23 protein-coding genes are annotated in these 23,987 nt (G+C 63.6%); 12 read left to right on the top strand and 11 right to left on the bottom strand.

The features are described from left to right. The first annotated feature begins 6 nt into the window (after positions 1 to 6). Positions 7 to 1,278, top strand: coding sequence for a CAP domain-containing protein (locus JJJ17_RS17830; protein WP_200688913.1), 1,272 nt, complete (start codon positions 7 to 9; stop codon positions 1,276 to 1,278). A gap of 77 nt (positions 1,279 to 1,355) precedes the next feature. Here the strand turns inward: JJJ17_RS17830 and JJJ17_RS17835 are convergent, their stop codons facing one another. Beyond that, positions 1,356 to 2,237, bottom strand: a complete 882-nt coding sequence (locus JJJ17_RS17835; RefSeq protein WP_200688914.1) for an invasion associated locus B family protein — start codon at positions 2,235 to 2,237, stop codon at positions 1,356 to 1,358. A gap of 497 nt (positions 2,238 to 2,734) precedes the next feature. Here JJJ17_RS17835 and JJJ17_RS17840 point away from each other — a divergent pair, with 497 nt between their 5' ends. Then, positions 2,735 to 4,309 carry a helicase HerA-like domain-containing protein gene (locus tag JJJ17_RS17840; protein ID WP_200688916.1) on the top strand — a complete coding sequence of 525 codons (1,575 nt, stop codon included), beginning with the start codon at positions 2,735 to 2,737 and terminating at the stop codon, positions 4,307 to 4,309. A gap of 9 nt (positions 4,310 to 4,318) precedes the next feature. Here JJJ17_RS17840 and JJJ17_RS17845 read toward each other — a convergent pair whose 3' ends face one another. Next, positions 4,319 to 4,645, bottom strand: a complete 327-nt coding sequence (locus JJJ17_RS17845; RefSeq protein WP_200688918.1) for a DUF6477 family protein — start codon at positions 4,643 to 4,645, stop codon at positions 4,319 to 4,321. A 216-nt stretch (positions 4,646 to 4,861) separates the two neighbouring features. Here JJJ17_RS17845 and JJJ17_RS17850 point away from each other — a divergent pair, with 216 nt between their 5' ends. Then, the gene (locus JJJ17_RS17850; protein ID WP_234464182.1) at positions 4,862 to 5,977 is read left to right on the top strand and encodes a DUF6456 domain-containing protein; all 1,116 of its coding nucleotides are present in this window, start codon (positions 4,862 to 4,864) and stop codon (positions 5,975 to 5,977) included. Between the two features lie 52 nt (positions 5,978 to 6,029). On the opposite strand, the gene JJJ17_RS17855 is transcribed toward JJJ17_RS17850, so the two are convergent. Further along, positions 6,030 to 6,848 carry an alpha/beta fold hydrolase gene (locus JJJ17_RS17855; RefSeq protein ID WP_200688920.1) on the bottom strand — a complete coding sequence of 273 codons (819 nt, stop codon included), beginning with the start codon at positions 6,846 to 6,848 and terminating at the stop codon, positions 6,030 to 6,032. 93 nt (positions 6,849 to 6,941) lie between these two features. Here JJJ17_RS17855 and JJJ17_RS17860 point away from each other — a divergent pair, with 93 nt between their 5' ends. Together JJJ17_RS17860 and JJJ17_RS17865 are read left to right on the top strand one after the other, a co-directional pair. After that, positions 6,942 to 7,226, top strand: coding sequence for an ArsR/SmtB family transcription factor (locus JJJ17_RS17860; protein WP_234464183.1), 285 nt, complete (start codon positions 6,942 to 6,944; stop codon positions 7,224 to 7,226). Between the two features lie 95 nt (positions 7,227 to 7,321). Beyond that, on the top strand, positions 7,322 to 8,230 hold the full coding sequence (locus JJJ17_RS17865; protein WP_200688924.1) for a hydrogen peroxide-inducible genes activator: 909 nt from the start codon (positions 7,322 to 7,324) through the stop codon (positions 8,228 to 8,230). A gap of 6 nt (positions 8,231 to 8,236) precedes the next feature. On the opposite strand, the gene JJJ17_RS17870 is transcribed toward JJJ17_RS17865, so the two are convergent. Further along, positions 8,237 to 9,337: an NADH:flavin oxidoreductase/NADH oxidase gene (locus JJJ17_RS17870; protein ID WP_200688926.1), complete on the bottom strand. Its 1,101-nt coding sequence runs from the start codon at positions 9,335 to 9,337 to the stop codon at positions 8,237 to 8,239. Positions 9,338 to 9,533: 196 nt separating this feature from the next. On the opposite strand from JJJ17_RS17870, the gene JJJ17_RS17875 reads away from it, so the two are divergent. The 5 genes from JJJ17_RS17875 (at position 9,534) to JJJ17_RS17895 (ending at position 14,393) form a co-directional block, all read left to right on the top strand. Continuing rightward, positions 9,534 to 10,604 carry an AbrB family transcriptional regulator gene (locus tag JJJ17_RS17875; protein WP_200688927.1) on the top strand — a complete coding sequence of 357 codons (1,071 nt, stop codon included), beginning with the start codon at positions 9,534 to 9,536 and terminating at the stop codon, positions 10,602 to 10,604. Between the two features lie 93 nt (positions 10,605 to 10,697). Then, positions 10,698 to 11,564: a glycosyltransferase family 25 protein gene (locus tag JJJ17_RS17880; RefSeq protein WP_200688928.1), complete on the top strand. Its 867-nt coding sequence runs from the start codon at positions 10,698 to 10,700 to the stop codon at positions 11,562 to 11,564. Positions 11,565 to 11,905: 341 nt separating this feature from the next. Then, positions 11,906 to 12,922, top strand: a complete 1,017-nt coding sequence (gene alr, locus JJJ17_RS17885; protein ID WP_200688929.1) for an alanine racemase — start codon at positions 11,906 to 11,908, stop codon at positions 12,920 to 12,922. Beyond that, positions 12,919 to 13,683 (top strand): MlaE family ABC transporter permease, encoded by a 765-nt coding sequence (locus JJJ17_RS17890; RefSeq protein WP_200688930.1) that lies wholly within the window; start codon positions 12,919 to 12,921, stop codon positions 13,681 to 13,683. Before alr ends, JJJ17_RS17890 begins: the two co-directional genes overlap by 4 nt. Next, positions 13,680 to 14,393, top strand: coding sequence for an ABC transporter ATP-binding protein (locus tag JJJ17_RS17895; protein ID WP_200688934.1), 714 nt, complete (start codon positions 13,680 to 13,682; stop codon positions 14,391 to 14,393). The genes JJJ17_RS17890 and JJJ17_RS17895 overlap by 4 nt, the downstream gene beginning before the upstream one ends. A 92-nt stretch (positions 14,394 to 14,485) precedes the next feature. Here the strand turns inward: JJJ17_RS17895 and JJJ17_RS17900 are convergent, their stop codons facing one another. From JJJ17_RS17900 to ppk2, 4 genes are all read right to left on the bottom strand, one after another. Then, on the bottom strand, positions 14,486 to 15,526 hold the full coding sequence (locus JJJ17_RS17900) for an ABC transporter substrate-binding protein (protein ID WP_200688935.1): 1,041 nt from the start codon (positions 15,524 to 15,526) through the stop codon (positions 14,486 to 14,488). A gap of 104 nt (positions 15,527 to 15,630) precedes the next feature. Next, positions 15,631 to 16,374: an SDR family oxidoreductase gene (locus tag JJJ17_RS17905; protein WP_200688936.1), complete on the bottom strand. Its 744-nt coding sequence runs from the start codon at positions 16,372 to 16,374 to the stop codon at positions 15,631 to 15,633. Positions 16,375 to 16,388: 14 nt separating this feature from the next. Continuing rightward, entirely contained in the window at positions 16,389 to 17,249 is an 861-nt protein-coding gene (locus JJJ17_RS17910; protein WP_200688937.1) for a TPM domain-containing protein, read from the bottom strand. Next, the gene (gene ppk2, locus JJJ17_RS17915; protein WP_325168835.1) at positions 17,246 to 18,136 is read right to left on the bottom strand and encodes a polyphosphate kinase 2; all 891 of its coding nucleotides are present in this window, start codon (positions 18,134 to 18,136) and stop codon (positions 17,246 to 17,248) included. Before ppk2 ends, JJJ17_RS17910 begins: the two co-directional genes overlap by 4 nt. 68 nt (positions 18,137 to 18,204) lie before the next feature. Here ppk2 and lepB point away from each other — a divergent pair, with 68 nt between their 5' ends. Continuing rightward, entirely contained in the window at positions 18,205 to 18,837 is a 633-nt protein-coding gene (gene lepB, locus JJJ17_RS17920) for a signal peptidase I (RefSeq protein WP_200688938.1), read from the top strand. Positions 18,838 to 18,864: 27 nt separating this feature from the next. Here the strand turns inward: lepB and JJJ17_RS17925 are convergent, their stop codons facing one another. The 3 genes from JJJ17_RS17925 to JJJ17_RS17935 form a co-directional block, all read right to left on the bottom strand. Continuing rightward, positions 18,865 to 19,788, bottom strand: coding sequence for a homoserine O-succinyltransferase (locus tag JJJ17_RS17925; RefSeq protein ID WP_200688939.1), 924 nt, complete (start codon positions 19,786 to 19,788; stop codon positions 18,865 to 18,867). 1 nt (position 19,789) lies between these two features. Then, the gene (locus tag JJJ17_RS17930) at positions 19,790 to 20,653 is read right to left on the bottom strand and encodes an ATPase (RefSeq protein WP_200688940.1); all 864 of its coding nucleotides are present in this window, start codon (positions 20,651 to 20,653) and stop codon (positions 19,790 to 19,792) included. A gap of 195 nt (positions 20,654 to 20,848) precedes the next feature. Continuing rightward, positions 20,849 to 22,024 (bottom strand): OmpP1/FadL family transporter, encoded by a 1,176-nt coding sequence (locus tag JJJ17_RS17935; RefSeq protein ID WP_200688945.1) that lies wholly within the window; start codon positions 22,022 to 22,024, stop codon positions 20,849 to 20,851. A gap of 287 nt (positions 22,025 to 22,311) precedes the next feature. Here JJJ17_RS17935 and guaB point away from each other — a divergent pair, with 287 nt between their 5' ends. After that, on the top strand, positions 22,312 to 23,760 hold the full coding sequence (guaB, locus tag JJJ17_RS17940) for an IMP dehydrogenase (protein WP_200688948.1): 1,449 nt from the start codon (positions 22,312 to 22,314) through the stop codon (positions 23,758 to 23,760). The last annotated feature ends 227 nt before the right edge of the window (positions 23,761 to 23,987 follow it).

A 23,987-nucleotide genomic window follows, 5' to 3' on the forward strand; every position in this document is an offset into this window, starting at 1 on the left:
ATTCAGATGAGCTTTGCCACAACTTACGAACGTTATTTTGTCAGTTTGGTAAATACGACTCGCAAGGATCTTGGACTTCAGCCGCTTCAGATCGCGAAATCGCTGAATGATTCGGCGGACGCGCATACCAGTTGGATGCTGGCGGCGGATGTGTTCTCCCATACCGGAAGGGGCGGCAGCAGGGCGTCCGAGCGGATCGAGGATGCCGGTTACCCGATGGTCGGTCAAAGCTGGAGCACCCGTGAGAATATCGCCTATCTCGGGGTGAGCGGCGAAGCGGATCTGCGCGATGAGATCCGCACGATTCATCGCAATCTGCTAAACAGCCCCGACCACTATAAGAATATTGTCGATCCGAAGCTGGAACATATCGGCATCGGGCTGGAACTGGGGAATTTCGACGGCCATACCGTCGTCATGGTGACGCAGAATTTCGGCGCGACCACCGGCAATCCGCAGATCGACAATGGCCGCTTTTCGACGATTCGCGAACCGATTCCGCGGATCGAGAATGATCCGCGCGCCGATTGGCTTGATGATGATTTCAACGGCCTGGTTGTGCGCTCGAAGCCGGGCGGGGCGACGGTGACGGGCACGGTCCGGGCGGATGATTTTCGTTTGGGGGCCGCGAATGACGTGGCTTACGGCTATGCCGGTGATGACTGGATGACCGGGGGCGGCGGGCATGACACGCTGGATGGCGGCATCGGTCGCGACCGGCTGTTTGGCGGCACCGGGAATGACGTGCTGCGCGGCGCTGGTGGCGATGACTTTCTTTATGGTCAGGCCGGGAATGACCGTCTGGAGGGCGGCGACGGCAACGACCTGATGCATGGCGGTGTGGGCCGGGATGTCCTGAACGGCGGCGCGGGCAATGATACGTTGCTGGGTGAGTTTGATGCGGACAGTCTGAACGGCGGTGCCGGGAATGACTGGCTGGTCGGCGGTGCCGGCAATGACACGCTTGTCGGCGCAGCAGGCAACGACACCTTGATCGGCGGGTCCGGCGCGGATGTGCTGCGCGGCGGGACCGGGGCCGACAGCTTTGTCTTTCACCGGGGGCATGGCGCCGACCGGATCGTCGATTATCAATCGGGCTTCGACCGGCTGGTGATCGATGATGCCCTGATCGGCAACAATGTCGCCCGGTTCTACGACAATTTCATTCGCGAGGCGGCGAATGGCGTGATCATCGATTTCGGAAACGGCGACAAGATCACCGTCGTTGGCAATGGGCTGACCGCCGAATCGATTGCGGATGACATCCTAATCTTCTGATCGGTCACGGAACCACAGAAAGAAAAACCGCGCCCCGAAAGGCGCGGTTCAGATTGTGGCGATAAAGATCGGGCGACTTAGTTTGCCGCCGGTTCCTCGGCGGTTTCGCCTGCATCTTCTGCCGGAGCAGCGGCTTCCGGTGCTTCGGGTGCAGGGGCTTCCGCATAGGCTTTCAGTTCATCGAATGCTTTGGTGAAGCCCGACAGCGACAGCCGCAGTTTCACCGGCTCGGCCGCATCGCTGCCGAAGGGGCTGACCGAAACGGTGCCGGTGCCGCCGCGCTTCAACGCGCCCAGTTCGGCCTCGGTAAAGCCCATGCGGGCGACGCAACCAACCGGCGCGCAGAAGCTGAACGGATAGCCGCGTGCTTCGCCATTATCGATGGCAAAGCCAAGGCCCTGGATCAGGTCAGTCTCCAGCGGCGCGACCAGCGTGGCACCGGCGGCGACTTCACCATTGGTCAGCGGGATCAGGGTCATTTCGGCGACCGAATTGCCCTGTTCGTCCTTCATCAGCTGATACAGCTCGCACGGATCTTTCGACTGATTGGTGCGAATGCAGCGAGTCGTCCAGTCGTTGTCGGTCGCTTTGACGTAATACTGACCGATCTGCGCCTCGCCCTCGCTGGCGGCTTCCGCAGCATCGGCGGGGGCCGCATCAGGTGCAGGCGTTCCGGCGGCGGGTGCCGCGTCAGCAGGAGCGGCGTCAGCAGGAGCGGCCTCGGCAGGCGCTGCCTCTGCCGGGGCGGCTTCGGCACCATCGGCGGCGGGTGCTGCCGGTGCTTCGGTGGTGGTGGCGGGTGCCTCTTCGGTCGCGGGCGCGTCAGCGGCGGGCGCGGACGCTTCCGGCGCCGCGGTTTCCGCCGGTGCGGGGGCGGGCGTCGTCGTGTCCTGCGCGAAGGCAGGAGCGGCGATCAGCGCCAGCGCTGCAAGAAGTGCCTGCGAGTGTTTGATTGGCATGGTCGTTTCTTCCCTTTGCTCAATGCGTTGACGCGGCCTAGCATGTCCCGAAGGCTTTGTCAGGCGGCATCGCGATCAAGCTGCTTCACCTTGGCTTTACAGACCCCGACCGGCAGGGTTCCGCCCGCCGTGCCCAGCAATTGCTGGCCCGGCCCGGACCGGGGTCATCCTGTCGCGACCTGCAGAAAATAAGCAAGGGCCGCAGCGATGCCACGACCCTTGTCCGCATATGCGAAGTCTCCCTGCCGGACTGGCCGGTCTTTATTGCGCGCACGCTAATCTCGCCATCGTGATCCGTCAACAGGCCAAACGTTACCTTTCGATCACAAAAAAAAGCCGCGCCCGAGGGCGCGGCAGTCCAACAGGGAGGAAGACCCAAGGGACATGACATGAACCCTTGGACGATTCGGATACTGGCACAGGAGTTTTAAGATTGTATTGTCGGGGCGCGCGCAGAACAGTGTTGCGCCAATGATCGGCGAAAAAGCGGGGACAGGATGGCGAAGGTAATCGATGACGAAGCGAACACGGTCTTTGTAGGCGGTGGCGGCGCGGATCATGGCGAGGCCCAGCACCTGCTGCTGAAATACGCCAACCGACACGGGCTGATCGCGGGCGCGACCGGCACCGGCAAGACCGTGACCTTGCAGACCCTTGCCGAAACCCTGTCGCTGGCGGGGGTGCCGGTCTTTCTGGCCGATGTGAAGGGCGATCTTGCCGGTCTGTCGCGTCCCGGCGATCCTGCGGGCAAGCTGCACGAGCCGTTCCAGACCCGCGCGACCCAGATCGGCGTCGATCTTGAATATCAAGCCTTCCCGGTCACCTTTTGGGATGTCTGGGGCGAAAAGGGCCATCCCGTCCGCACCACCCCTGCCGAGATGGGGCCGCTGCTGCTGTCGCGCCTGATGTCGCTGACAGATGCGCAGGAAGGGGTGATGAACATCGCCTTTCGTGTCGCCGATGAACAGGGTCTGGCGCTGCTGGATCTGAAGGATTTGCAGGCGATGCTGGTCTGGGTCGGGCAGAACGCGTCCGAACTGTCGCTGCAATACGGCAATATCAGCCCCGCCAGCGTCGGAGCCATTCAGCGGGCCTTGCTGGTGCTGGAGAATCAGGGCGGGCTGAACCTGTTCGGTGAACCGGCGCTAGAGCTTTCGGACATTCTGCGGCAGGATTCGTCGGGCAAGGGCGTGGTCAATATCCTTGCCGCCGACCGGCTGATGAACTCGCCGCGGCTTTATGCGACCTTCCTTCTGTGGCTGTTGTCGGAACTCTTCGAGCAACTGCCCGAAGTCGGCGATCCCGACCGTCCCCGCGCCGCCTTTTTCTTTGACGAGGCGCATCTGCTGTTCGACGACGCGCCGAAAGCGCTGATCGACAAGGTGGAACAGGTGGCGCGGCTGATCCGCTCGAAAGGGGTCAGCGTCTGGTTCATCAGCCAGAACCCCGCCGACATTCCCGAAGCGGTGCTGGGCCAGTTGGGCAACCGGGTGCAGCACGCCTTGCGCGCCTTTACCGCCAAGGATCAGAAGGCCTTGCGGATGGCGGCCGAAAATTACCGCACCAATCCCGATTTCGACATTGCCGAGGCGATTCAGAATGTCGGCACCGGCGAGGCTGTCACCTCGCTTCTGGAAGCGAAGGGCGTGCCGGGAATTGCGCAGAAGACGCTGGTCCGGCCGCCCTATAGCAGGCTTGGGCCGGTCACCGATGCCGAGCGGGCCGAGACGCTGGCCGCATCGCCCATGGGGGTGAAATACGACAAGCCGCTGGACCGGGAATCAGCGCAGGAGCTTCTGGCGAAGCGGGCCGAAGACGCGGCCAAGGCGACCGCGGCGGCGGAGACCGATACCAAAGGTGCCGACGACCTCTTCGACATGAAGAACGAAGAATATAAAAGCGCCCGCCGATACGAGCCGACGGCCCGGGAAGAAAAGCCGAACCAACAGCGCAGTCGCAGCAGCGACACGATCATGGAGACCTTCGGCAAAAGTCTGGCGCGTCAGCTTGGCACGAAATCCGGTCAGGCGCTGGTGCGCGGGGTTCTGGGCTCGCTGTTCCGGGGGCGCTGACCCCGGGCCTTAGCCGCGCAGCCGCGCCGGGGTTAGGGCGACCGTGGCGCGCATCTCGGCCAGAATCGCGATCATCAGCATGACATGGCGGTGCATGTCATAGCCCGCCTGCCGGGTCAGTCGGGCGTGGTTCTGAACCTCTTCCTCGGCGCGCAGGCGGGGCAGGCAGGCGCCGACCGGCGGGCAGCCTTCCTGATGCAGCAGGCGCGGCAGATCGCGGCTGCGACGCCAGCCCGACTGGCCCTCGCGCGCCGCGCGGATCAGCAGACCGGGCCGCCGCAGACCGACAGTCGAAGGGCGGGCGGGGAAGTCGATCACATTGGTCATGAAGGTCATCGGCGTCAGGTCCATTCGTTGCGATGACAGAGTGTTGCACAACCATAACGGGTGTTGCCGGAACGCGGCATGCAGCGCGCGTTGCACGAAGGATTCTTTAGGAATTCTTAGGGAATGTTGTCGCTATGTGAACGCATGCCCGTCTTTCGACGAGGTTTTACTCAACCTGCACGGTATTTATTGCGCCGAGCTGCCAAGGCCGACAAGGGACCATTCATGACAATTCTGACCGGGGATTTCGCCATCGATGCCAGCGAAGCGACAGCCGTGTCCGGCCCGTCCGATCCGGACGGCGAGGCGGATCTGCCCGATGACGCCCAACTGTATCTTCGCCATATCGAAAAGGGCCTGTCGATCCGCGCCCTTGCGCGCGAGGCCGATTGCCACGCCTCGACCATCCTGCGCCGCATCCGCCGTTTCGAGGCGCGGCGCGACGACCCGCTGATCGACGGCGCCGTCGCCGCCGTGATCGACCGTCGCCGCGCTTTCGATGAAAGACAGGCGCTGCGCATTCTGCGTCGTCTGGCCGAGCCGGGCGCGATCATGGCAACCAGCGAGGTGATGGAAAAGGCCATCGTCACCCGCAACGACATCCGCACCGCCATCCTTGACCGGCATCTGGCCGAGGCAATGGCGCTGCGCGGTTGGGTGATCCACATCCCCGACAACCGCCGCCTGCGCCGCTATGTCATCGCTCCGGCGGGGCGCGAGATGTTGCGCAGCATCATCGGTCGCAAGCGCAAGGCGCTGCCGCTGGCCGCGGATTTCAGCGATGCCAGTCCGGTCGGGGACCAGCTTGCCGACGATCAGCCGAACGGTTTCGCCGATCAGCATCGCGTCTGGCAGGCCAAGGTGATGAAAGATCCCGAAGATGGCCGCCGTCGCACCATGCGCGTCAATATCGCCGAAAGCCCGCTTTTGCTGCTGTCGCGTCGGCGCGATTCAAGCGGGCAGACCTTCCTGACCCCCGGCATGGTCACGGCGGGCGAAAGACTGCGTGAGGATTTCGAACTGGCGCAGATGGGCCCGCGCGTGACCCAGAACTGGGATGGCTTCCTCACCTCTGGCATCGACAAGCGCCGTGCGGGTGACGGTATTCACGTCGGCTCGGACAGCGCCCGCGACCGGGTTGCGGCGGCGTTGCGCGATCTTGGGCCGGGGATGGGCGATATCGTCCTCAGGGTCTGCTGTTTCCTTGAAGGGATCGAACAGACCGAGCGTCGTCTGGGCTGGTCGGCCCGCTCTGGCAAGATCGTCCTGCGTCTGGCGTTGATGCGGCTGGAGCGGTTTTATCAGAACGCCTATGGCAGCGGGGCGCGACTGATCGGGTGATTGGCAGAATGAGGGAAAGCGGGCGCCTTCGGGCGCTCTTTTTTTGGGGGCGTCACCGATCTGCAAGATTTTTCAGAACAGCCGCCACGATCACCTCCGGGCGATCCTCCTGGACCAGATGCCCGGCCTCCGGCACCGCGATGATGGGCCGGTCAGCGATCAACGCGGCCAGAGCCTTGCCTTTCTCGAACGGAATCCACTCGTCGTTTTGTCCCCAGAGTACGGTCACCGGACAGTCCATCCGGGCATAGAGTGGTTCGACCTCGTCAGTAAAACGCTGATCCATCTGCGCGATCTGCCGATAGAATGCCGCCTGACCGACCGGGCCAAGCCAGGGCGCGGCATAGATATGCAATACCTCTTCGGACAGAGGCTTATATGCTGCCGTCTGCAGATAGGCGTTCAGCAGCGCGCGATGCATATAGTCGGGCATCCCGGCAAAGGCCGCTTCATGGCTGCGCACATGTTGGACGAATGGCGATCCCCAAGGCGCAAGGGCGACGGCATCGAAAATCGTCAGCGAAGCGTAGCGCAGACCATCCAGATACCAGCCGCGCAAGGCGGTCGCGCCGCCGAAATCATGCGCCAGAACGTCCGGCCGCTCGATACCCCATTCCGCGAACAGGGCCGCAAGCACGCGGTTCTGCACGCCAAGCGATACGTCCTGCCCGTCGCGCATCTCTGACAGCCCGTAGCCAACCAGATCGAAGTAATAGACCGTTCTTCGATCCGCAATTTCCGGCACGATCCTGCGCCAGACCTGCGAGGAAAAGGGCGTTCCATGGATCGCGACCAGCGGCGGCCCGTTTCCGATACGACCCCATCGGACGGCGTTCCCCTCGACAATCGCGGTATTTGGAAGCTCCAACATCTCGATATCTCATATTGTCATTTAGCTAAGTGACGATATGATAACGTTATGGACAGATCAACCCAGATCAGGGCCATGGCGAGTGAGCCGCGAATGCGGATCCTGCAGTTGCTTGCCGCGCCCAAGAAGCATTTCGGACAGCAGTGGTCTGCCGATCCGGCAGAGTTCGGCGTGTGCATGACGCTGATCGCGGAGGCACTTTCTGTCTCTCAGCCCACTGTCAGCAGGCATCTGGAACTTCTTCGGCAGGCCGGGTTCATCACGGTGCGAAAACACGCGAAATGGTCCTATTGCAAACGGGACGAGGCCGCGATCAGCGGTTATCTGGATTGGTTGAACCAAGAAATCTCGGCGGAAGTGGCCAGCGGTCAGGACTGAGAACGCATCATTCCCGAAGCAGACGCTTGCCTCCACCACATCTGCGGTCATAATAAACCCCCGCCCACAACCGTGCCAGCCGATCAGGTCAGCTTATGAATATCTCCCTCCGCCAGCTTCGCTATTTCCTCGCTTTGGCCGAGCAGGGGCATTTCACCCGCGCGGCTGAGACGATCCATGTCACCCAACCGGCGCTGTCGATGCAGATCCGGGCGCTGGAGGATGCCGTTGGCGCGCGTCTGGTGGAACGGACGGCGGCGGGGATCGTGCTGACGCCGCAGGGCAGGGCGCTGGAAAAGCATGCGCGGAAGGTGATGGAGGCGATGAACGGGCTGCAGCAGGGGATGCGCGGGCCGGGTCATGGCGGGCGTCTGGTGCTGGGCATGATCCCGACCGTCGCGCCCTATCTTCTGCCCGAGGTGCTGCCGGTCCTGCGCGCCGGCGATATCGGGCGCGACCTGCATCTTCGCGAGGCGCAGACCGACCGCCTGATGGAGGAACTTGCGCGGGGCCGTCTTGATGCTGCCGTCATCGCTTCGCCCGCCGATGGCGCGGATATGGTCTCGATCCCGCTTTTCACCGATCACTTCCTGCTGGCGGGCAGCGCCGCCCGTATCGCCCAGCTTCGTGGCACCGCCACCCCGCCGCAAGAGCTTGATCCGGGGCAGTTGCTGCTGCTGGACGAAGGGCATTGTCTTGGCGATCAGGCGCTTGAGGTTTGCGGGCTGAACCGGCGCAGCGCCAAGCTGGATCTGGGGGCGGCGTCGTTATCGACACTGTGCCGTCTGGCGGCGCAGGGCATGGGGCTGACCTTTCTGCCGGAACTGGCCCGGCGGCAAGAGATCGCAGCGGCGCCGGGGCTGGCCACGATCCGCTTTCCCGATCCGCAGCCGCTGCGGCAGATCCAGCTTGTCAGGCGCGCGACCACCCCGGATGGCGGCTGGTTCCCCGAACTGGCCGAGACGCTGCGGCAGGCAGGGCAGCGGCTGGTTCAGGACGCCTGACACGCCTTATTTGCTGTAGAACAGATCCCGGTAGTTGCGCGGCTGGCTGCGCAGATATTGCGGCGCGGCATCGACCTGTGCGCCCAGATGGGCGGCGGCGTGCCAGGGCCAGCGCGGATCGTAAAGCGCGCCGCGCGCAATGGCGATCATGTCGGCATCGCCGGTTGCGACGATTGCCTCGGCATGGTCGAAATCGGTGATCAGCCCGACCGCGACCACCGGAATCCCCACCGCCGCCTTGACCGCGCGGGCCAGCGGCACCTGATATCCCGGCGATAGCGGGATCGCCTGACGCGGGTCCAGCCCGCCGCTGGACACATGCACCGCCGACGCGCCCCGCTGTTCCAGCGCGACCGAGAACGCCACGGTCTGTTCGGCGTCCCATCCACCTTCGACCCAATCGGTGCCGGAAACCCGCACCGAGACCGGGTAATTCGCCGGAACCGCGGCCTTCACCGCCTCGAACACCTCAAGCGGGAAGCGCATCCGGTTTTCCAGACTGCCGCCATAATCATCATCGCGGCGGTTCGACAGCGGCGACAGGAACTGATGCAGCAGATAGCCATGCGCCCCGTGCAACTGGATCGCATCCAGCCCAAGCCGGACACTGCGCCGCGCCGCCTGAACGAAACCGTCGCGGATATGGTCGAGCCCGGCACGATCCAGCGCCAGCGGGGCATGACTGCCCGGCGTGAACGGCTCTGCCGTGGGCGCGACGGTCTGCCAGCCATTCGGGTGATCCGGCGCAATCTGTGCCCCGCCCAGCCATGGCTTGTCGGTCGAGGCCTTGCGCCCGGCATGGGCAAGCTGAATGGCGACCGGAATATCGGACCAGTCGCGGATCGCCTTCAGCACCCGGGCCATCGCCGCCTCGGTCTCGTCATCCCACAGCCCGACATCGGCATAGGTGATGCGACCCTCGGGCGTGACCGCCGCCGCCTCGATGGTCAGAAGCCCCGCGCCGGACAGGGCAAGCTGGCCCAGATGGATCATGTGCCAGTCGGTCATCCGGCCATCTTCGGCGGAATATTGACACATCGGCGCGATGACGATGCGGTTTTTCAGGGTCAGATCGCCGATGCCGATAGGGGTGAACAGCTTGCTCATGGTCCGGGTCCATCTGGTCAGGTTGCAGCAGAGGTGCTTTCGCCCGCAACGCTATTGGATCACCCGCGCCGCCGAAAGCCCGGTCAGCGCATAGCCGCTAACCGCAGGCCCGTGGCCGCCCCGACCGGCTGGCCTTTCCGAATGGCGAATGCTAGCGGGTCGTTAACCACCTTTATCAGCCCGTCGTTCGGACCAGATGCCGATCTTTGAGACCGTTTTCATCCGCAGGTGCCTGACCGTGCTGATCGGGCTTTTCGGCGTGCTGGTCTTCTATCTCCTGAACCTGCCGGTCCCGTTCCTTTTCGGGCCGATGATGGCCTGCCTTGCCGCCTCGCTGTTGCGGATGCCGCTGGTCGGGCCGGGGCGTATCTCGGTCGCGGCGCGGACGGTGCTGGGCGTCGCGGTTGGCGCCTCGATCACGCCTGCGGTTCTGGGGCAGGTGCCCTCGATGCTGGCCTCGGTCGCCATCGTGCCGATCTATATCGCGGTGATCGGTCTGATCGGTGTGCCGTTTTTTCGCCGTGTCTGCGGCTTTGATCCGGTGACGGCCTTCTACGCCGCCATGCCCGGAGGCGCCGCCGACATGACCGTGTTCGGGCAAGAGGCCGGGGCGAATGTGCGGCAATTGTCGCTGGTCCATGTCACCCGGCTGATGGTGATCATGGTGCTGGTCCCGTTGATTCTGGTGCAATTCTACGGCACCAGCCTGCGCCACCCGGTCGGCCCGCCCGCCACCGATCTGCCGCTTTACGAGCTGGCGCTGATGGTCGCCTCGGCGATCTTCGGCTGGATCGCGGCCAAACGGCTGGGCCTTTTCGGTGCGCCGATCCTTGGGCCGATGATTGTGGCGGGGCTGCTGTCGGTCTGCGGCATCCTGCATATGCGCCCACCGCGAGAGGCGCTGTGGGCGGCGCAATTTCTGATCGGGCTTGGCATCGGCGTCAGCTATGTCGGCGTCACCTTGCGGGAATTGCGCGACACCATCGCGGGCGGCGCGGCCTTTGTGGTGATCCTTGCCGTGCTGGCGGCGATTGCCACCGAAACGGTGACGCTGACCGGCCTTGCGCCCCCGGTCGAGGGCTTTCTGGCCTTCGCGCCCGGCGGGCAGGCCGAAATGTCGATGCTGGCGATCATTGTCGGCGCGGATCTGGGTTTTGTCGTCGTCCATCACCTGACCCGGCTGGTTCTGGTGATCCTTGGCGCGCCGCTGGTCGCAAGATGGTATCTGCGCCGCGCGCAGCGGGATCGCGGCGGCCCGGATCTCTAGCGGGCTTTGGCCGAAAATCGCAGATGACAGACGAAAGGCCGCAGCATATGAAGAGACACCGCCCGGCCCGGGTCAGATCAGCAAGAGCGTTCCATGTCTCAGCCGTTAATGCCCGAGAGCCCGAAGACCGACAGCCTGAAGATCTATCTCATCAATCTCGACCGGGCCGAAGAGCGTCTTGCCCATATGCAGACCAAACTGGCCGAGGCCGGTCTGGATCATGAGCGCGTCGCCGCCGTAGATGGCGCGACCCTGACGCTGCCTCATCCCGATTTCGATGCCCGCGCCTATCGCTATCTGCATGGCCGCCGCGCCATCCCGGCAGAGCTTGGCTGCTATTTCAGCCATGTCGAATGCGCCCGCCGCCTGCTGGAAAGCAAGGCGAGCCATGCGCTGATCCTCGAAGACGACGTGACCTTCCCCGAGGATTTCCGCCGCCTGCTGGCGAATGCGCTGGAGAATGCCGAGGATTGGGACATCCTGCGGCTCAGTTCGGTCAACAGGGGGCCGAAATTTCCCTATAAGCGCCTGCCAGATGGCCGCAGCCTTGCCATCGCCTTCACGCGCGAGAAAGGGGCAGGGGCCTATCTGATCAATCGCGCCGCCGCCGAATGGATCGTGGCCAAGCTGATGCCGATGCGGTTGTCCTACGACATCGCTTTTGATCTGGAATATCTTGACGGGCTGCGGGCATCCTTCATCGATCCGGTTCCGGTCGGTCAGCGGGACGAGCCGGTCTCGCAGATACAGGTGAACATCCGCGCGGCCAAATATCCGCCAACGCGCTACCTGACGGTGCTGCCCTATCGCCTCTGGCTCGAGACCAGCCGCCTTGCCATGCGCTTCTGGTGCTATACGCGCTTCTCATTCCGCTACGAGCCGCGCCGGGCCTTGCTGCGTGCGGTGCCGACGGTGCTTGCGGTGATCCTTGGCGTGGACGAGGTGTTTTTCGATCATTGAGCCGGGGGCGTTGATCCGTTTCGCCCCACGACAAGGCGCCCGCCCGGAATCAAGTCGCCCTTGGGCGACGCCGGGCAGTGCCCGACCGCCCGGACGGGCGGGCACTTTGGTGAGGCTGCGCGCAACAGAGATGTTCGACGGGGTGGCACGATAAAGCGCGTATAACCACTGTGGCCGGTGCCCACCCGCGGTCGGGCACTGCCCTACGCACCAACCTTCGACCGATCTTCCGCATCATCTCGTTCCGATCGCAGGCAATGGGGGCAGGGCGCAAGATTGACTTTGCCGGTCAAAGGGCTAACAGGAACGGCAATTCCTTCAGGCGTCGGGGTGGCGGAACCATGAGTTTGCAGATCGATCTTCAGGCCATCGTGGCGAACTGGAAGGCGCTGGCCGCCAAGGCTCCGGGCGCGCGGGCGGCGGCTGTGGTGAAGGCCGATGCCTATGGTCTGGGCGCCACCCGGGTCGCGCCTGCGCTTTACGATGCAGGCGCGCGTGATTTCTTCGTAGCGCTGGCAAGCGAGGGTCGCATCCTGCGCCCGTTGCTGCCCGATGATGCGCGGATCAATGTCCTGTCGGGCCATATGGAGGGCGAGGATCTGACCGGCCTCACCCCGGTTCTGAACAGCGCCGAACAGTTCTTCCGCGACCGCACCATGCGCCCCGGCAAACCCTTCGCGATCCAGCTTGATACCGGCATGAACCGGCTGGGCATGGAAGCCGCCGAATGGGCGGGCCTGCGCGCCGAGGCGCTGGCCGCGAACCCCGCTTTCATCATGTCGCATCTGGCCTGCGCCGATGAGCCGGATCACCCCGCCAACGCCGCCCAGCTTGCCGCTTTCCGTGAGATGACAACGGGCTGCAATGTCCCACTTTCCCTCTCCGCGACCGGCGGCATCCTTCTGGGGCCGGATTTCCATTTCGATCTGATCCGCCCCGGCATCGGCCTTTACGGCGGTCTGCCCTTTACCGAGGCGCAGCCGGTTCTTCGTCTCGCCTTGCCGGTGATCCAGACGCGCGAGGTGAAGGCGGGCGAGATCGTCGGCTATGGCGGCACATGGACCGCCAACGCCCCGCGCCGCATCGCCACCGTCGCGGCGGGCTATGCCGACGGCATCCTGCGGTCGCTATCCTCCAGCGGGGCACAGCTTTATGCGGGCGAGACGGCATGTCCCATCGTCGGGCGCGTCTCGATGGACCTGATCACCACCGATGTGACCGGGCTTGCCGAGGTGCCGCCCGCGCTGGATCTGATCTGCCCCGCGCAGCCCATCGACAAGCTGGCGGATTTCGCGGGCACGATTGGCTATGAGATCCTGACCTCGCTTGGCGGGCGCTACACGCGGACCTATCTGTGAACCCTGTCCGGCTGACGGGACGCGGCACGCTTTGGACGCTGCGGGGGATCGGCGCGCTGACGCTGTTCACCTTACGCGGTCTGTTCCGGCTGCAACCCTTCTACCCGCGCGCCTTTCTGGCGCAACTGATCCAGATCGGCTGGCTGTCGCTGCCGGTCGTGGGGCTGACGGCGCTGTTCACCGGAGCGGCTCTGGCGTTGCAAATCCATTCCGGCGGCGCGCGGTTTCAGGCCAGCGATGTCGTCCCGGCCATCGTCGCCATCGGCATGGTCCGCGAACTTGGCCCGGTCCTTGGCGGGCTGATGGTGGCCGCCCGCGTGGCCAGCAGCATCGCGGCCGAGATCGGCACGATGAAGGTGACCGAACAGATCGACGCGCTGGTGACGCTGTCCACCGACCCGATGCGCTGGCTGGTGACGCCGCGCCTGTGGGCGGCGGTGCTGACCGTGCCGGTTCTGGTCGGGGTCGGCGATATCATCGGGATCATGGGCGGCTGGATCGTCGGCACGCAGTCGCTTGGCTTCAATTCCACCGGCTATCTGGCAAATTCGGCGGCCTATCTGCAAAGCTGGGACGTGGTGTCGGGACTGCTGAAAGGCGCGGTCTTTGGCCTGATCGTCGCAGTCAGCGGCTGCTGGTTCGGCATGCATTCGGGCCGGGGCGCGGCGGGCGTGGGGCGTGCCACCAAATCCGCCGTGGTCGCAGCGGCGGTCGGCATCCTTGCCGCGAATTTCGTGCTGACGGGGATGTTCTTCGAATGATCGAGATCGACGCCCTGCATAAATCCTTCGGTCAGAAAACCGTCCTCGACGGGATCAGCCTTGGCGTTACCCAAGGCGAAAGCCTCTGCGTCATCGGCCAGTCGGGCACCGGCAAATCGGTGCTGCTGAAATGCATCCTCGGCCTGACCCGCCCCGATGCCGGGCGCATCCTCTGGCAGGGCAAAGCGCTGGACCGCACCACCCGGCCCGATTTCATGAACCGCTTCGGCATGCTGTTTCAGGGCGCGGCCTTGTTCGACAGTCTCAGCGTCTGGCAGAACGTCGCCTTCCGCCTGCGCCAGCGGATGCCCGATGCCAAGGCCCGCGCCATCGCGGTCGAGAAACTGGCTCGCGTCGGGCTTGGCGCGGAAACGGCCGATCTGATGCCCGCCGAACTTTCGGGCGGGATGGCGAAACGCGCCGGGCTGGCGCGCGCCATTGCCGACGATCCGGCGGTGATCTTCTTCGACGAACCGACGACCGGGCTAGACCCGATCCGGGCGCGGCGCATCAATGACCTGATCCGGGGTATCGTGACCGAAACCGGCGCCACCGCGATCACCATCACCCATGACATGGATTCGGTCCGTGCCATCGGCGACCGCGTGGCCTTGCTGGAAAACGGGCGGATCGCGTGGGATGGGCCGGTCGCGCAGATGAACGACGCAGCGCCGCTTGCAGCCTTTCTGGGGCAGCAGAACAGAAGCTGACCCGGCAGCTTCTTCGTTGCCTAAATACCGAAAAGGCAACGCCGCCCCGGAGGGCAAAGGCGGCAGGGAAAACCCCGCCGCCCGCAATCGTATCAGAACCCGGCCTTGATCTTCTCGAACTCGGCCAGTTGCTTCTCGCGCTGTGCCGGATCGTTGGGGGTCTGCGCCAGGATCGGCACGTCGATATCGCTCAGCCCTTCGGCCACGGCAGGCTCGTCCGCGATGGTCGCCATCGCCTCGGTCGAGGTATGGCCGTAGCCGATCGTGTCCAGCAGCGCCTTGCCCGCCGAAGGCTCCAGCCAGGCATTGATGAAATCATAGGCCTTGTCTTCGTTGCCCGGCCCGTCCTTCAGATTGACGAAGCCGCAGAAGAAGGTCGAAGAGCCCTCGGTCGCCTCGCGCTGGAAGCCGACCGGATAATCGTCGGCCTGCAGATAGACGACACCGTCATTCCACGACCACGCCACATCCACCGCGCCCGACGCCATCAGTTGCGCCTGTTCGGACGGATCGGCCCAATAGGCGGCGACGTTCTGATGCGCCTCGCGCAGCCAGGCGGCGGCCTTGTCGAATTCCTCGTCGGTCACATCATCCCAGTCGGTGGTGCCGGTCGCCAGATAGGCCAGCGCCCAGACATCGTCGGCACTGTCCGGCAGCGAGGTGCGGCCCGCGAAATCCGGGTTCACGAAAACCTGCAGGCTGGCCACGTCCTCGGCGGTGACCGTCTCGGTGTTATAGGCGATGCCGACGGCGCCCCAGTCGGTCGGGATATACCAGACACCCTCGTCATCCTTGAACACGTCCGAGGCCAGAAATTCCGGGGCCAGCTTATCGAAATTCGGGATCTTCGAGGTGTCCCAAGGCTCGATCAGCCCGGCATCGCGGTATTTGCTGACCATCTGGCTGCAGGGATGGGCCACATCGGCCTTGAACCCCGAGGCGAGCTTCTGGAACGCCTCGTCATCATCGCCGTAGAAGGCATAGGTCGGGCTGTCGCCGTGCTGATCCACATAGGCCTGAAAGATCGAGGGTTCCTCGAACCCGGCCCAGTCGAAAACGGTCAATTCACCATCCGCCGCCATGGCTGGCAGGGCGATGGCAGTTGCAAGGGCGGTAGTCGTCAGCAAGCGCATGTAGAAACCTTCCTGTCAGCGGCTTTGACAACGACGCTAGCCGCCGTCTTGCCACCACGCAAGAGCCTGTCGCCGTGGCCGCTCCAACTGCCCGCCCGGCCTGCTCAACGCATGCGCAATGCGCCGTCCAGCCGGATGACCTCGCCGTTCAGATAGTCGTTCTCGACGATGAAGGCGGCGGTGCGGGCATATTCCAGCGGATCGCCCAGACGCTTCGGGTAGGTGATCTCGGATGCCAGCCCGTCCTGCACCTCTTGCGGCAATCCACGCAGCATCGGCGTGCTGAAGATGCCCGGCGCGATGGCGCAGATGCGGATGCCGCTCCCGGCCAGATCGCGGGCGATGGGCAGGGTCATCCCGGCAATCGCGGCTTTCGACGCCGCATAGGCGGCCTGACCCTTCTGCCCGTCAAAGGCCGCAATCGAGGCGGTGTTGACGATCACCCCGTTCTCCGTCCGCCTGTTCCCGGCCATCTGGGTCGCCGCCAGCCGTAACACGTTAAAGGTGCCGATCAGGTTGATCTCGACCGTCTTGCGAAAGCTGGCAAGCCCATGCGGCCCGTCGCGGCCCACGGTCTTTTCGCCGGTGGCGATACCTGCGCAATTCACGCAGATGTCGATGCCGCCCATCGCCGCCACCGCCGTCGCGATGGCGTGGGTCACGCTGGCCTCATCGGTCACATCGGTCCGCGCAAAGCCCGCACCGATCCCTGCCGCGACCTCGGCCCCGCTTTCAGCCAGATCCAGCAGGAACACCTGCGCCCCGCGATCCCGAAAATGCTGCGCCGTCGCCTCGCCCAGACCCGAGGCTCCGCCGGTGATAATTGCCCGTCCCGTTGCCAGATCCATCTGCTGTCCCCCTGTCACCAACGCCCCGAGGCACCGCCCCCCGATGATCTGCCCCCGCCAAATCCGCCGCTGCGGCCGCCGACCGAAATACCGGACCGGCCGAAACCACGTCCGCGACCAGAGCGGGGGCGGTTCTGTTTCCAGTCGCAATTCGGGCAGCGGATCCAGAACGTTGTCTCATTCGCCTGCGCGGGCCTTTCAGGAGTGGCCGGATCTTGGTCTTCGATCAGCCCCGTCCCACCACATTTCGGACATTTCGACGGTATCTTGCCGATGCCGCGTATCTGTTTCCGAATGATCTGGAAAAGAATGAAACCTGCCATGCCAAAGCCGATCAGGCCGGGCACCAGCGGGATGCCTTTGCCTTTCGGTTCACGCAGTTCGTCACCCGCTGCGACCGGGCGAGCGATGCTTTCGATCACCGCCAGTGTGCCCTTGCGAATACCCTCGGACATGCGGCCTTCGCGGAATTCGGGCAGCATCACATTGCGCATCACATCCTGCGCCAGAATATCGGCCTCGCGCGGATAGCCCGCGCCAAGCTCGATCCGCGCTTCCCGGTCTTTCACCAGAACCAGCACCATGAAGCCGTCATTGCGTTCCGCATCGCCGACGCCCCAGTGGTTGAAAAGCCGCGTGGCAAAGGCTTCCAGCCCGTCGCTGCCGCCATAACGCGTGCGGTCGGGCAGGGTGACGACGGTGCCCTCGATATCGGTTTCCTCGAACAGCTTGATCAGCGCCTGATCCAGCACCCTCGTATCGTCAGCCGTCAGCACCCCGGCGAAATCGTTGATGCTGGTATGCTGCCAATCGGGCAGCTCCTGTGCGGCGACCGGCAAAGCCAGCATCAGCCAGATCAGCGCCGCCCGGATCATGTGCGCAGGCTCTCCGGACCGCCGGTAATGGCGGGATCGCAGATGCCGATGGCCTTCGGATCCTTGCCCGCATAATCCACCGCGTTCAGCACCGTCTGGATCGCCGCGATCCGCGCGCGGCGCTTGTCGTCGGACTGGATCACCGTCCATGGCGCGACCGGGGAATGAGATTGCTGCAGCGTGTCGCGGATCGCCGCCGTGTAGTCATCCCATTTCGCCAGCCCGTCCACATCGATCGAGGACAGCTTCCACTGTTTCAGCGGATCATCTTCGCGCTGAAGAAAGCGGCGCAACTGCTCGGCCCGGCCCACATTCAGCCACAGCTTCACAAGTGTAAAACCGTCATCGACCAGCATCTGTTCAAAACTCGGCAATTGCCGGAAAAAGGCGGCGCGCTGCGCCTCGGTCGAGAAGCCGAAGACCCGTTCGACAACGCCGCGATTATACCAACTGCGGTCGAAAAGCGCGATTTCCCCGGCGGCGGGAAGCCAGTCCACGTAACGCTGAAAATACCACTCGCCCGCCTCACGCTCGGTCGGTTTCGGCAGGGCGACGATATAGGCGGAACGCGGGTTCAGGTTCTCGCGCATACGCTCGATGGTGCCGCCCTTGCCTGCGGCGTCGCGCCCCTCGAACAGAACCGCCACGCGTTTGCCGGTCTGCACCACGTCATGCATCATCCGCACCAGTTGAAGCTGCAACTGCTCCATCTGCGGTTCGTATTCCTTTTTCGACATCTCGCTCCGGTAGGGATAATCGGGATCAAGGATTTCGTCCTCATCCCCCTTTTCGATGGCCTTGCGGATGTCCTTCGGCGCGTCCTTCAGCGCCTTGCTGATCGCGCCCACCAACGGCAGTTCCGGCAGCTTCACGGATGTTTTGCCCACGCTTGCGCTCCTTCTGGCGGTTTTGCAGAATATTGCGGTGAAAGCGGCGTGCCGACAAGGAGGCAGAGATGCGGGTGATCACGGCGCTGATTTTCCTTGCCACAGGGGCGGTTCCGGCGACGGCGCAAGGCCTGTGCTTTTGCCCGCTCTGCCTGCTTGGCACCCATAAATCCTATGCGCAAAGCAGCGAATCCATGGCGCCCGGTCTGCGTCCGGGCGATTGCCTCACGGTGAAGCTGGGCACGGATGCGATCAAACCGGGGCAGATCGTGGCCTATCGCCATCCGGGCAGCGGCTTTGACCATGTCATGCGCCTGATCGCGACCGAGGGGCAAAGCATCGAAATCCGCGACGGCGTGCCGATCATCGATGGCAAGACCGCCACGCGCGAGCCGCTGTCGCCATTGGCCATGACGGGGGCTGTTGTCTGCCCTGAAGGTCAGACGGGGGATTGTGAGGTGCCAAGGTTCCGCGAGACGCTGCCGGGCGGGGCAAGCTATGCGGTGCTGGATGCTGTGCCGGACAGCATAACGGACCATATGGCCCGGCAGAGCGTGCCGCCAGGCCATATTTTCGTTCTTGGCGATCACCGCGACAATGCGATGGACAGCCGGATCCTGCCGGATATGGGCGGGCCCGGAATGCTGCCGGTCGCCAATGTCATCGGCATTGTCGATCACACCGATGTGGTGAAGCCCTGACGCGGCCCCGTGGCTGGCAGCGCCTGACTAGCTGCCGATCTTGCTCATGTCATACCACGTCGTCTGATACAGCTCATTGATCCAGTTGCCGTAAAGCAGATGCGCATGGCTGCGCCAGCGGTTCGAGGGCGTCCGCGACGGATCGTCATCCGGGTAATAGTTCAGCGGCACATTGACCGGCTTGCCGCTGGCGAAATCGCGGTCATATTCGTCCTTCAGCGTCGTGCTGTCATATTCCAGATGGTTGAAGATATAGAGCGCGCGATGCCCCTGATCCTCGACCAGACAGGGACCGACCTCGTCGCTTGCCAGCAGCGTGCGCAGCTCGGGGCGTTGATCCACATCCTGTTGCCGCACCTCGGTCCAGCGGCTGACCGGCACCAGCACATCGTCCGAGAAGCCGCGCAGATAGGGCACCGCAGGCGCAAGATTGTGGTGGCGGAAGCAGCCGAAGGCCTTGGCGTCAAGGATGTGCTTCGGCAGGCCATGGAAATGCCACGCCATCGCCATCCCGCCCCAGCAGACGCCGAAGGTTGAATGCACATGGGTCTGGGTCCAGTCGAAGACCCGGCGCAACTCGTCCCAATAGGTCACGTCCTCGAACGGCAGATGCTCGATGGGGGCGCCGGTGATGACCAGACCGTCGAACTTCTCGCCGGTCGCCTCGACCTCGCGGAAGGGGCGGTAGAAGCTTTCCATATGGTCGGCGGCGGTGTTGCGGCTTTCATGATCCGACATGCGGATCAGTTGGAAATCGATCTGCAACGGCGTGGCGCCGATCAGCCGGGCGAACTGGTTCTCGGTCTGGATCTTCTTCGGCATCAGGTTCAGAAGCCCGATCCGCAGCGGTCGAATATCCTGCATCGCTGCCCGTCCCGGAGACATGACCATCACGCCCTCATCCGACAGGATGCGGTAGGCGGGAAGGTTCTCGTTCAGGGTAATGGGCATGTCAGTCTTCCTTGCGGTCGATCGCACGGGCGATCAGGTCGGTAAAATCGTCGGGCGTCTTCACCTCGGCCACTTCCTCGGCGGTGATGGTCACACCGCGCCGGGCCATCGCCTCGTAGCGCGGTTGCCGGTGGGCGAGGGCGCGGGCATAGGTCCAGCGGATGAAATCGTCAGGATTGACCTCATCCTCTTCCAGACCCTTCTCGACCCGGTAGGCGATCCACGCCTTTTCCAGAAACGCGGCCTGATAGCACATCGGCTTCGGCGCGCGGTCAAAGCGGCGCACCAGTTCGGCGGTATGCGCGTCAGAGCCCTTGATCCAGATCATCAACAGATCGCGTTCCAGCGCAGCCAGAACCGGATCGTCGGGATTTTCGGGCTCCACCACCTCGCAGATCGAGCCGCCGGAATCGCAGACGAAATGCGGAATGCCATAGATGCCGATGCCGCGATCCATGAACAGCCGCGTGTCCAGCAGCGCGGCGATCTCGGCCTGACGGTGCTGGTCCTGACGCAGACAGTATTCGTCAAAGGCCAGACCACCCCGGCTGAGCGAGCCGGGCTTGCCCAGATAGGTGGACAGCGGCGAGAGATTGTCGAAGGTGATATTGCTTTGAATATAGACGCTGTCCGACATCAACAGATCGCGCAGAAACGGCACCTTCATCGCCTCGCGCTTGAAGTTATCGGCGATGAATTCGCCCATATAGCGGGTGCCGATGCGGTAATCGACCGAGTAATGAAACCAGTCGCCGGCGCCCCGCAGCATGTTCGACAGATGGGTCTTGCCCAGACCGGACATGCCGAACAGCACGATGCGCTTGTTCAGAGCCTCTGCCCATTCCCTGCCGCTGCCATAGATCATCGGGTGCCCCTTGCTGTTGCCGCATAGGTAATGGCCCGGATTGAATTAGAAAAGGCCTCAATCCGGCGCCCTGCATTGGTCCATAAATATCCCGGGGAGTCGCGCCTGCGCGACGGGGCAGCGCCCCTTTTTCGGTCCCGCAACGAAAAACCCCGCCCAAAGTGAGGGCGGGGTTCAACATTGGATTCGGCTATATCAGAAGCTGTAACCGACGCGGACGCCGATGCCCCACAGGTCGCTGTCTTCCATCCGGGCGCGCGGATCATTTGCTGCGCCGGTTTCCGGGCGAGCATCGCCCAGCTTGGAATAGTTGATGCCCGTGGTGATCTTGATGTTGTCCATCGTATAGATCGCCGCGACCGTGATGCCTTTGCGGCCATTGGTCGGCGCCAGCGGCGACACCAGATCATCGCCCGTCGGTTCATAAACGAACGAGACCGAGCCGGACCAGTTGTCGGTGAACTTACGACCGACGCCGATCGTATAAGTGGTGGTGTTTTCCAGATCGACCAAGCCGCCGCGGGTGATGCCGGTGAACATTTCGGGATCGACTTTGAATTCCGACCATTTCACCCAACGGATGGATCCGAACAGAAGCGTGTCGGGCGCAATCCCGGTCTGGCCTTCCAGTGTCAGCGACTGAGGCGTTTTCACCTCTGTCGTGCTTTCAGGTCCGATCGGATTACCACTGATCGACTCTTTCGTGTCGAATTCGTGTTTGATGGACGAGTTATAGGTCAGCGAGACCCGCGCCGCGATGTCCGGGATCTCGTAGGCCGCGCCGACGACGTAACCGACGCCCCAGTCAGTATCCATATTCACTTCGTAGCCCCTGACGCCGCCGATGCAGGGCGTTTCCGGGTTACTGTAGGCGCAACCGTCCAGCGTCACATCGCCACTCGCTCGCGAGGCGCGCAAACCGCCGTGAAGCGAGAAGTTGTTTTCGAACTTGTAGCGAGCCAGAGCGGTGAAGGTGGTCGAATCCACTTTCGCGCTGGTTCCGCCCAGCATCGGTGAAGCTTCTGTGCCGGGCGTCGGCGGGAAAGGTTGGCTGCGATACCGGATGTCCGCGCCGAACGGCTGCTCTACGATGAAAGCGCCAGACAGGTTCGCATTGAACTGATGCTTATAGGCCAGTCCGACGAAGCCATAGCCCTGCGCGACGTCTCCGGTATTGTAGGGACCGCCAATTGCCTCGGAGCCGATATCCCTGCCTTCAACGGTCGGATCCGCACCGCCAAAGCTCAGCTCGGCATAATTGCCTTCTTCGAAGAGAACGCCCAGAGACTGGGGTGCGCGTTCGATGCCACCTGCAAGCAGGGGCGAGGCGCTCAGCAGCAGGACCGCGCTGCCTTTCAAAAGTGTTTTCATTATTTCCTCCCTCGGGGATCCTCTGATCCTCTTTGCGCAGGATACCGCGCCGAAATCGCGAATCAATTCACCCGACCCGATGACGCAGCGTTTCGACAAGTTGACGTTGCTGTAACGTGACATTGAAGCAACGTGATCGCGGGATGTAGCGGCTTTTTCGGGCTCATCCCCTGATTGCAGCCTGTGCCATGCAGATTCGTCATGGCTCCGAACGGCACGGTCTGGACAATTCCGGATTTGCGTGAAAGGGGAAACTGCCAAACGAAATTGCCGCAAGGATACCCGCCATGCAGATTCGTGAGGCTCTTACCTTCGATGACGTTCTTCTGGTTCCCGCCGCTTCGACGGTGATGCCATCGACCGCTGATGTGACGACCCGCGTGACCCGCGCGATCCGCATGAACATCCCGCTTTTGTCCTCGGCCATGGATACCGTGACCGAAAGCCGCATGGCGATTGCCATGGCGCAGGCGGGCGGCATGGGGGTCATTCACCGCAACCTGACCATCGAGCAGCAGGCCGACGAGGTGCGCCGCGTCAAGCGCTTCGAAAGCGGGATCGTCTATAACCCGATCACCTTGCGCGCCGATGAGACGGTGGGCGATGCCAAGGCGCTGCAGGCGCGCTACAACGTCACCGGCTTCCCGGTCGTGGACGAGGCGGGCCGGGTCGTCGGCATCGTCACCAATCGCGACATGCGCTTTGCCAGCGATGACCGCACGCCGGTCCGCGCGGTGATGACCTCGGACAACCTTGCGATGCTGACCGAGCCTGCCGACCGCGACAAGGCGATTGACCTGATGAAGGAGCGCCGGATCGAAAAGCTGCTGGTCACCGACGGGCAGGGCAAGCTGACCGGGCTGCTGACGCTGAAGGATACCGAGCAATCGGTGCTGAACCCGCTGGCCTGCAAGGACGATCTGGGCCGCCTGCGCGTGGCCGCAGCCTCGACCGTCGGCGATGAGGGTTTCGAGCGCAGCAGGGCGCTGATCGAGGCAGGCGTGGACATGGTCGTCATTGACACCGCGCATGGCCATTCGGCAGGCGTCGCCAAGGCGGTCGAGCGGGTGAAGACCTTCTCGAACGAGGTGCAGGTGGTCGCGGGCAACGTCGCCACGGCAGAAGCCACACGGGCGCTGATCGAGGCGGGCGCGGATGCGGTCAAGGTCGGCATCGGGCCGGGCTCGATCTGCACCACCCGGATCGTCGCGGGCGTCGGCGTGCCGCAACTGACGGCGATCATGGATGCGGTCTCGACTGCGGGCGATACGCCGGTGATTGCCGATGGCGGCATCAAGTTCTCGGGCGATTTCGCCAAGGCGATTGCGGCGGGCGCAAGCTGCGCCATGGTCGGCAGCGCGATTGCTGGCACCGATGAAAGCCCCGGCGAGGTGATCTTGTATCAGGGCCGCAGCTTCAAATCCTATCGCGGCATGGGCAGCCTTGGCGCCATGGCGCGCGGCTCGGCCGACCGCTACTTCCAGAAGGATGCGGCGACCGACAAGTTGGTGCCCGAAGGGATCGAGGGGCAGGTGCCCTATAAAGGCACCGCAGGCACGGTGCTGCATCAGCTTGTGGGCGGGCTGCGCGCGGCAATGGGCTATACCGGCTGCGCCACGGTCGAGGAAATGCGCCAGAACTGCCAATTCGTCCGCATTACCGGGGCAGGGCTGAAGGAAAGCCATGTCCACGATGTCCAGATCACCCGCGAAAGCCCGAATTACCGGCTGGGCTGACAGACGCTTCGACCGATGCCGCAGATCACGTTCTGCGGCATCGGTTCTTCAAGGTGCACCGGACAAGGCGCAATCCAGCGCGCGTTTCGCCATCCGGTTGAACCATGGCGACCCCTGCAGCTTTGTCGCGGCTTTGACCGCTTGACGGGCGATCCCGCAGGCCGGAAACCGCCCATTTCAATTTTCCTGATCCAGAGAGCAAAGATGTCTGACGTTTGCGTAAAGTA

It is taken from the genome of Paracoccus caeni (assembly GCF_016629665.1).
Classification (GTDB): Bacteria; Pseudomonadota; Alphaproteobacteria; order Rhodobacterales; family Rhodobacteraceae; genus Paracoccus; species Paracoccus caeni.

Excerpts from the sequence above, each read along its gene's own strand:
- JJJ17_RS17925 (WP_200688939.1), bottom strand. The coding sequence starts at position 19,788 with ATGCCCATTACCCTGAACGAGAACCTTCCCGCCTACCGCATCCTGTCG.
- JJJ17_RS17845 (WP_200688918.1), bottom strand. The coding sequence starts at position 4,645 with ATGACCTTCATGACCAATGTGATCGACTTCCCCGCCCGCCCTTCGACT.
- JJJ17_RS17910 (WP_200688937.1), bottom strand. The coding sequence starts at position 17,249 with ATGATCCGGGCGGCGCTGATCTGGCTGATGCTGGCTTTGCCGGTCGCC.
- JJJ17_RS17850 (WP_234464182.1), top strand. The coding sequence starts at position 4,862 with ATGACAATTCTGACCGGGGATTTCGCCATCGATGCCAGCGAAGCGACA.
- guaB (WP_200688948.1), top strand. The coding sequence starts at position 22,312 with ATGCAGATTCGTGAGGCTCTTACCTTCGATGACGTTCTTCTGGTTCCC.
- alr (WP_200688929.1), top strand. The coding sequence starts at position 11,906 with ATGAGTTTGCAGATCGATCTTCAGGCCATCGTGGCGAACTGGAAGGCG.
- JJJ17_RS17865 (WP_200688924.1), top strand. The coding sequence starts at position 7,322 with ATGAATATCTCCCTCCGCCAGCTTCGCTATTTCCTCGCTTTGGCCGAG.
- JJJ17_RS17935 (WP_200688945.1), bottom strand. The coding sequence starts at position 22,024 with ATGAAAACACTTTTGAAAGGCAGCGCGGTCCTGCTGCTGAGCGCCTCG.
- JJJ17_RS17875 (WP_200688927.1), top strand. The coding sequence starts at position 9,534 with ATGCCGATCTTTGAGACCGTTTTCATCCGCAGGTGCCTGACCGTGCTG.
- JJJ17_RS17905 (WP_200688936.1), bottom strand. The coding sequence starts at position 16,374 with ATGGATCTGGCAACGGGACGGGCAATTATCACCGGCGGAGCCTCGGGT.
- JJJ17_RS17895 (WP_200688934.1), top strand. The coding sequence starts at position 13,680 with ATGATCGAGATCGACGCCCTGCATAAATCCTTCGGTCAGAAAACCGTC.
- JJJ17_RS17930 (WP_200688940.1), bottom strand. The coding sequence starts at position 20,653 with ATGATCTATGGCAGCGGCAGGGAATGGGCAGAGGCTCTGAACAAGCGC.
- JJJ17_RS17830 (WP_200688913.1), top strand. The coding sequence starts at position 7 with ATGAGCTTTGCCACAACTTACGAACGTTATTTTGTCAGTTTGGTAAAT.
- JJJ17_RS17860 (WP_234464183.1), top strand. The coding sequence starts at position 6,942 with ATGCGGATCCTGCAGTTGCTTGCCGCGCCCAAGAAGCATTTCGGACAG.
- JJJ17_RS17900 (WP_200688935.1), bottom strand. The coding sequence starts at position 15,526 with ATGCGCTTGCTGACGACTACCGCCCTTGCAACTGCCATCGCCCTGCCA.
- lepB (WP_200688938.1), top strand. The coding sequence starts at position 18,205 with ATGCGGGTGATCACGGCGCTGATTTTCCTTGCCACAGGGGCGGTTCCG.
- JJJ17_RS17835 (WP_200688914.1), bottom strand. The coding sequence starts at position 2,237 with ATGCCAATCAAACACTCGCAGGCACTTCTTGCAGCGCTGGCGCTGATC.
- JJJ17_RS17880 (WP_200688928.1), top strand. The coding sequence starts at position 10,698 with ATGTCTCAGCCGTTAATGCCCGAGAGCCCGAAGACCGACAGCCTGAAG.
- JJJ17_RS17840 (WP_200688916.1), top strand. The coding sequence starts at position 2,735 with ATGGCGAAGGTAATCGATGACGAAGCGAACACGGTCTTTGTAGGCGGT.
- JJJ17_RS17870 (WP_200688926.1), bottom strand. The coding sequence starts at position 9,337 with ATGAGCAAGCTGTTCACCCCTATCGGCATCGGCGATCTGACCCTGAAA.
- JJJ17_RS17855 (WP_200688920.1), bottom strand. The coding sequence starts at position 6,848 with ATGTTGGAGCTTCCAAATACCGCGATTGTCGAGGGGAACGCCGTCCGA.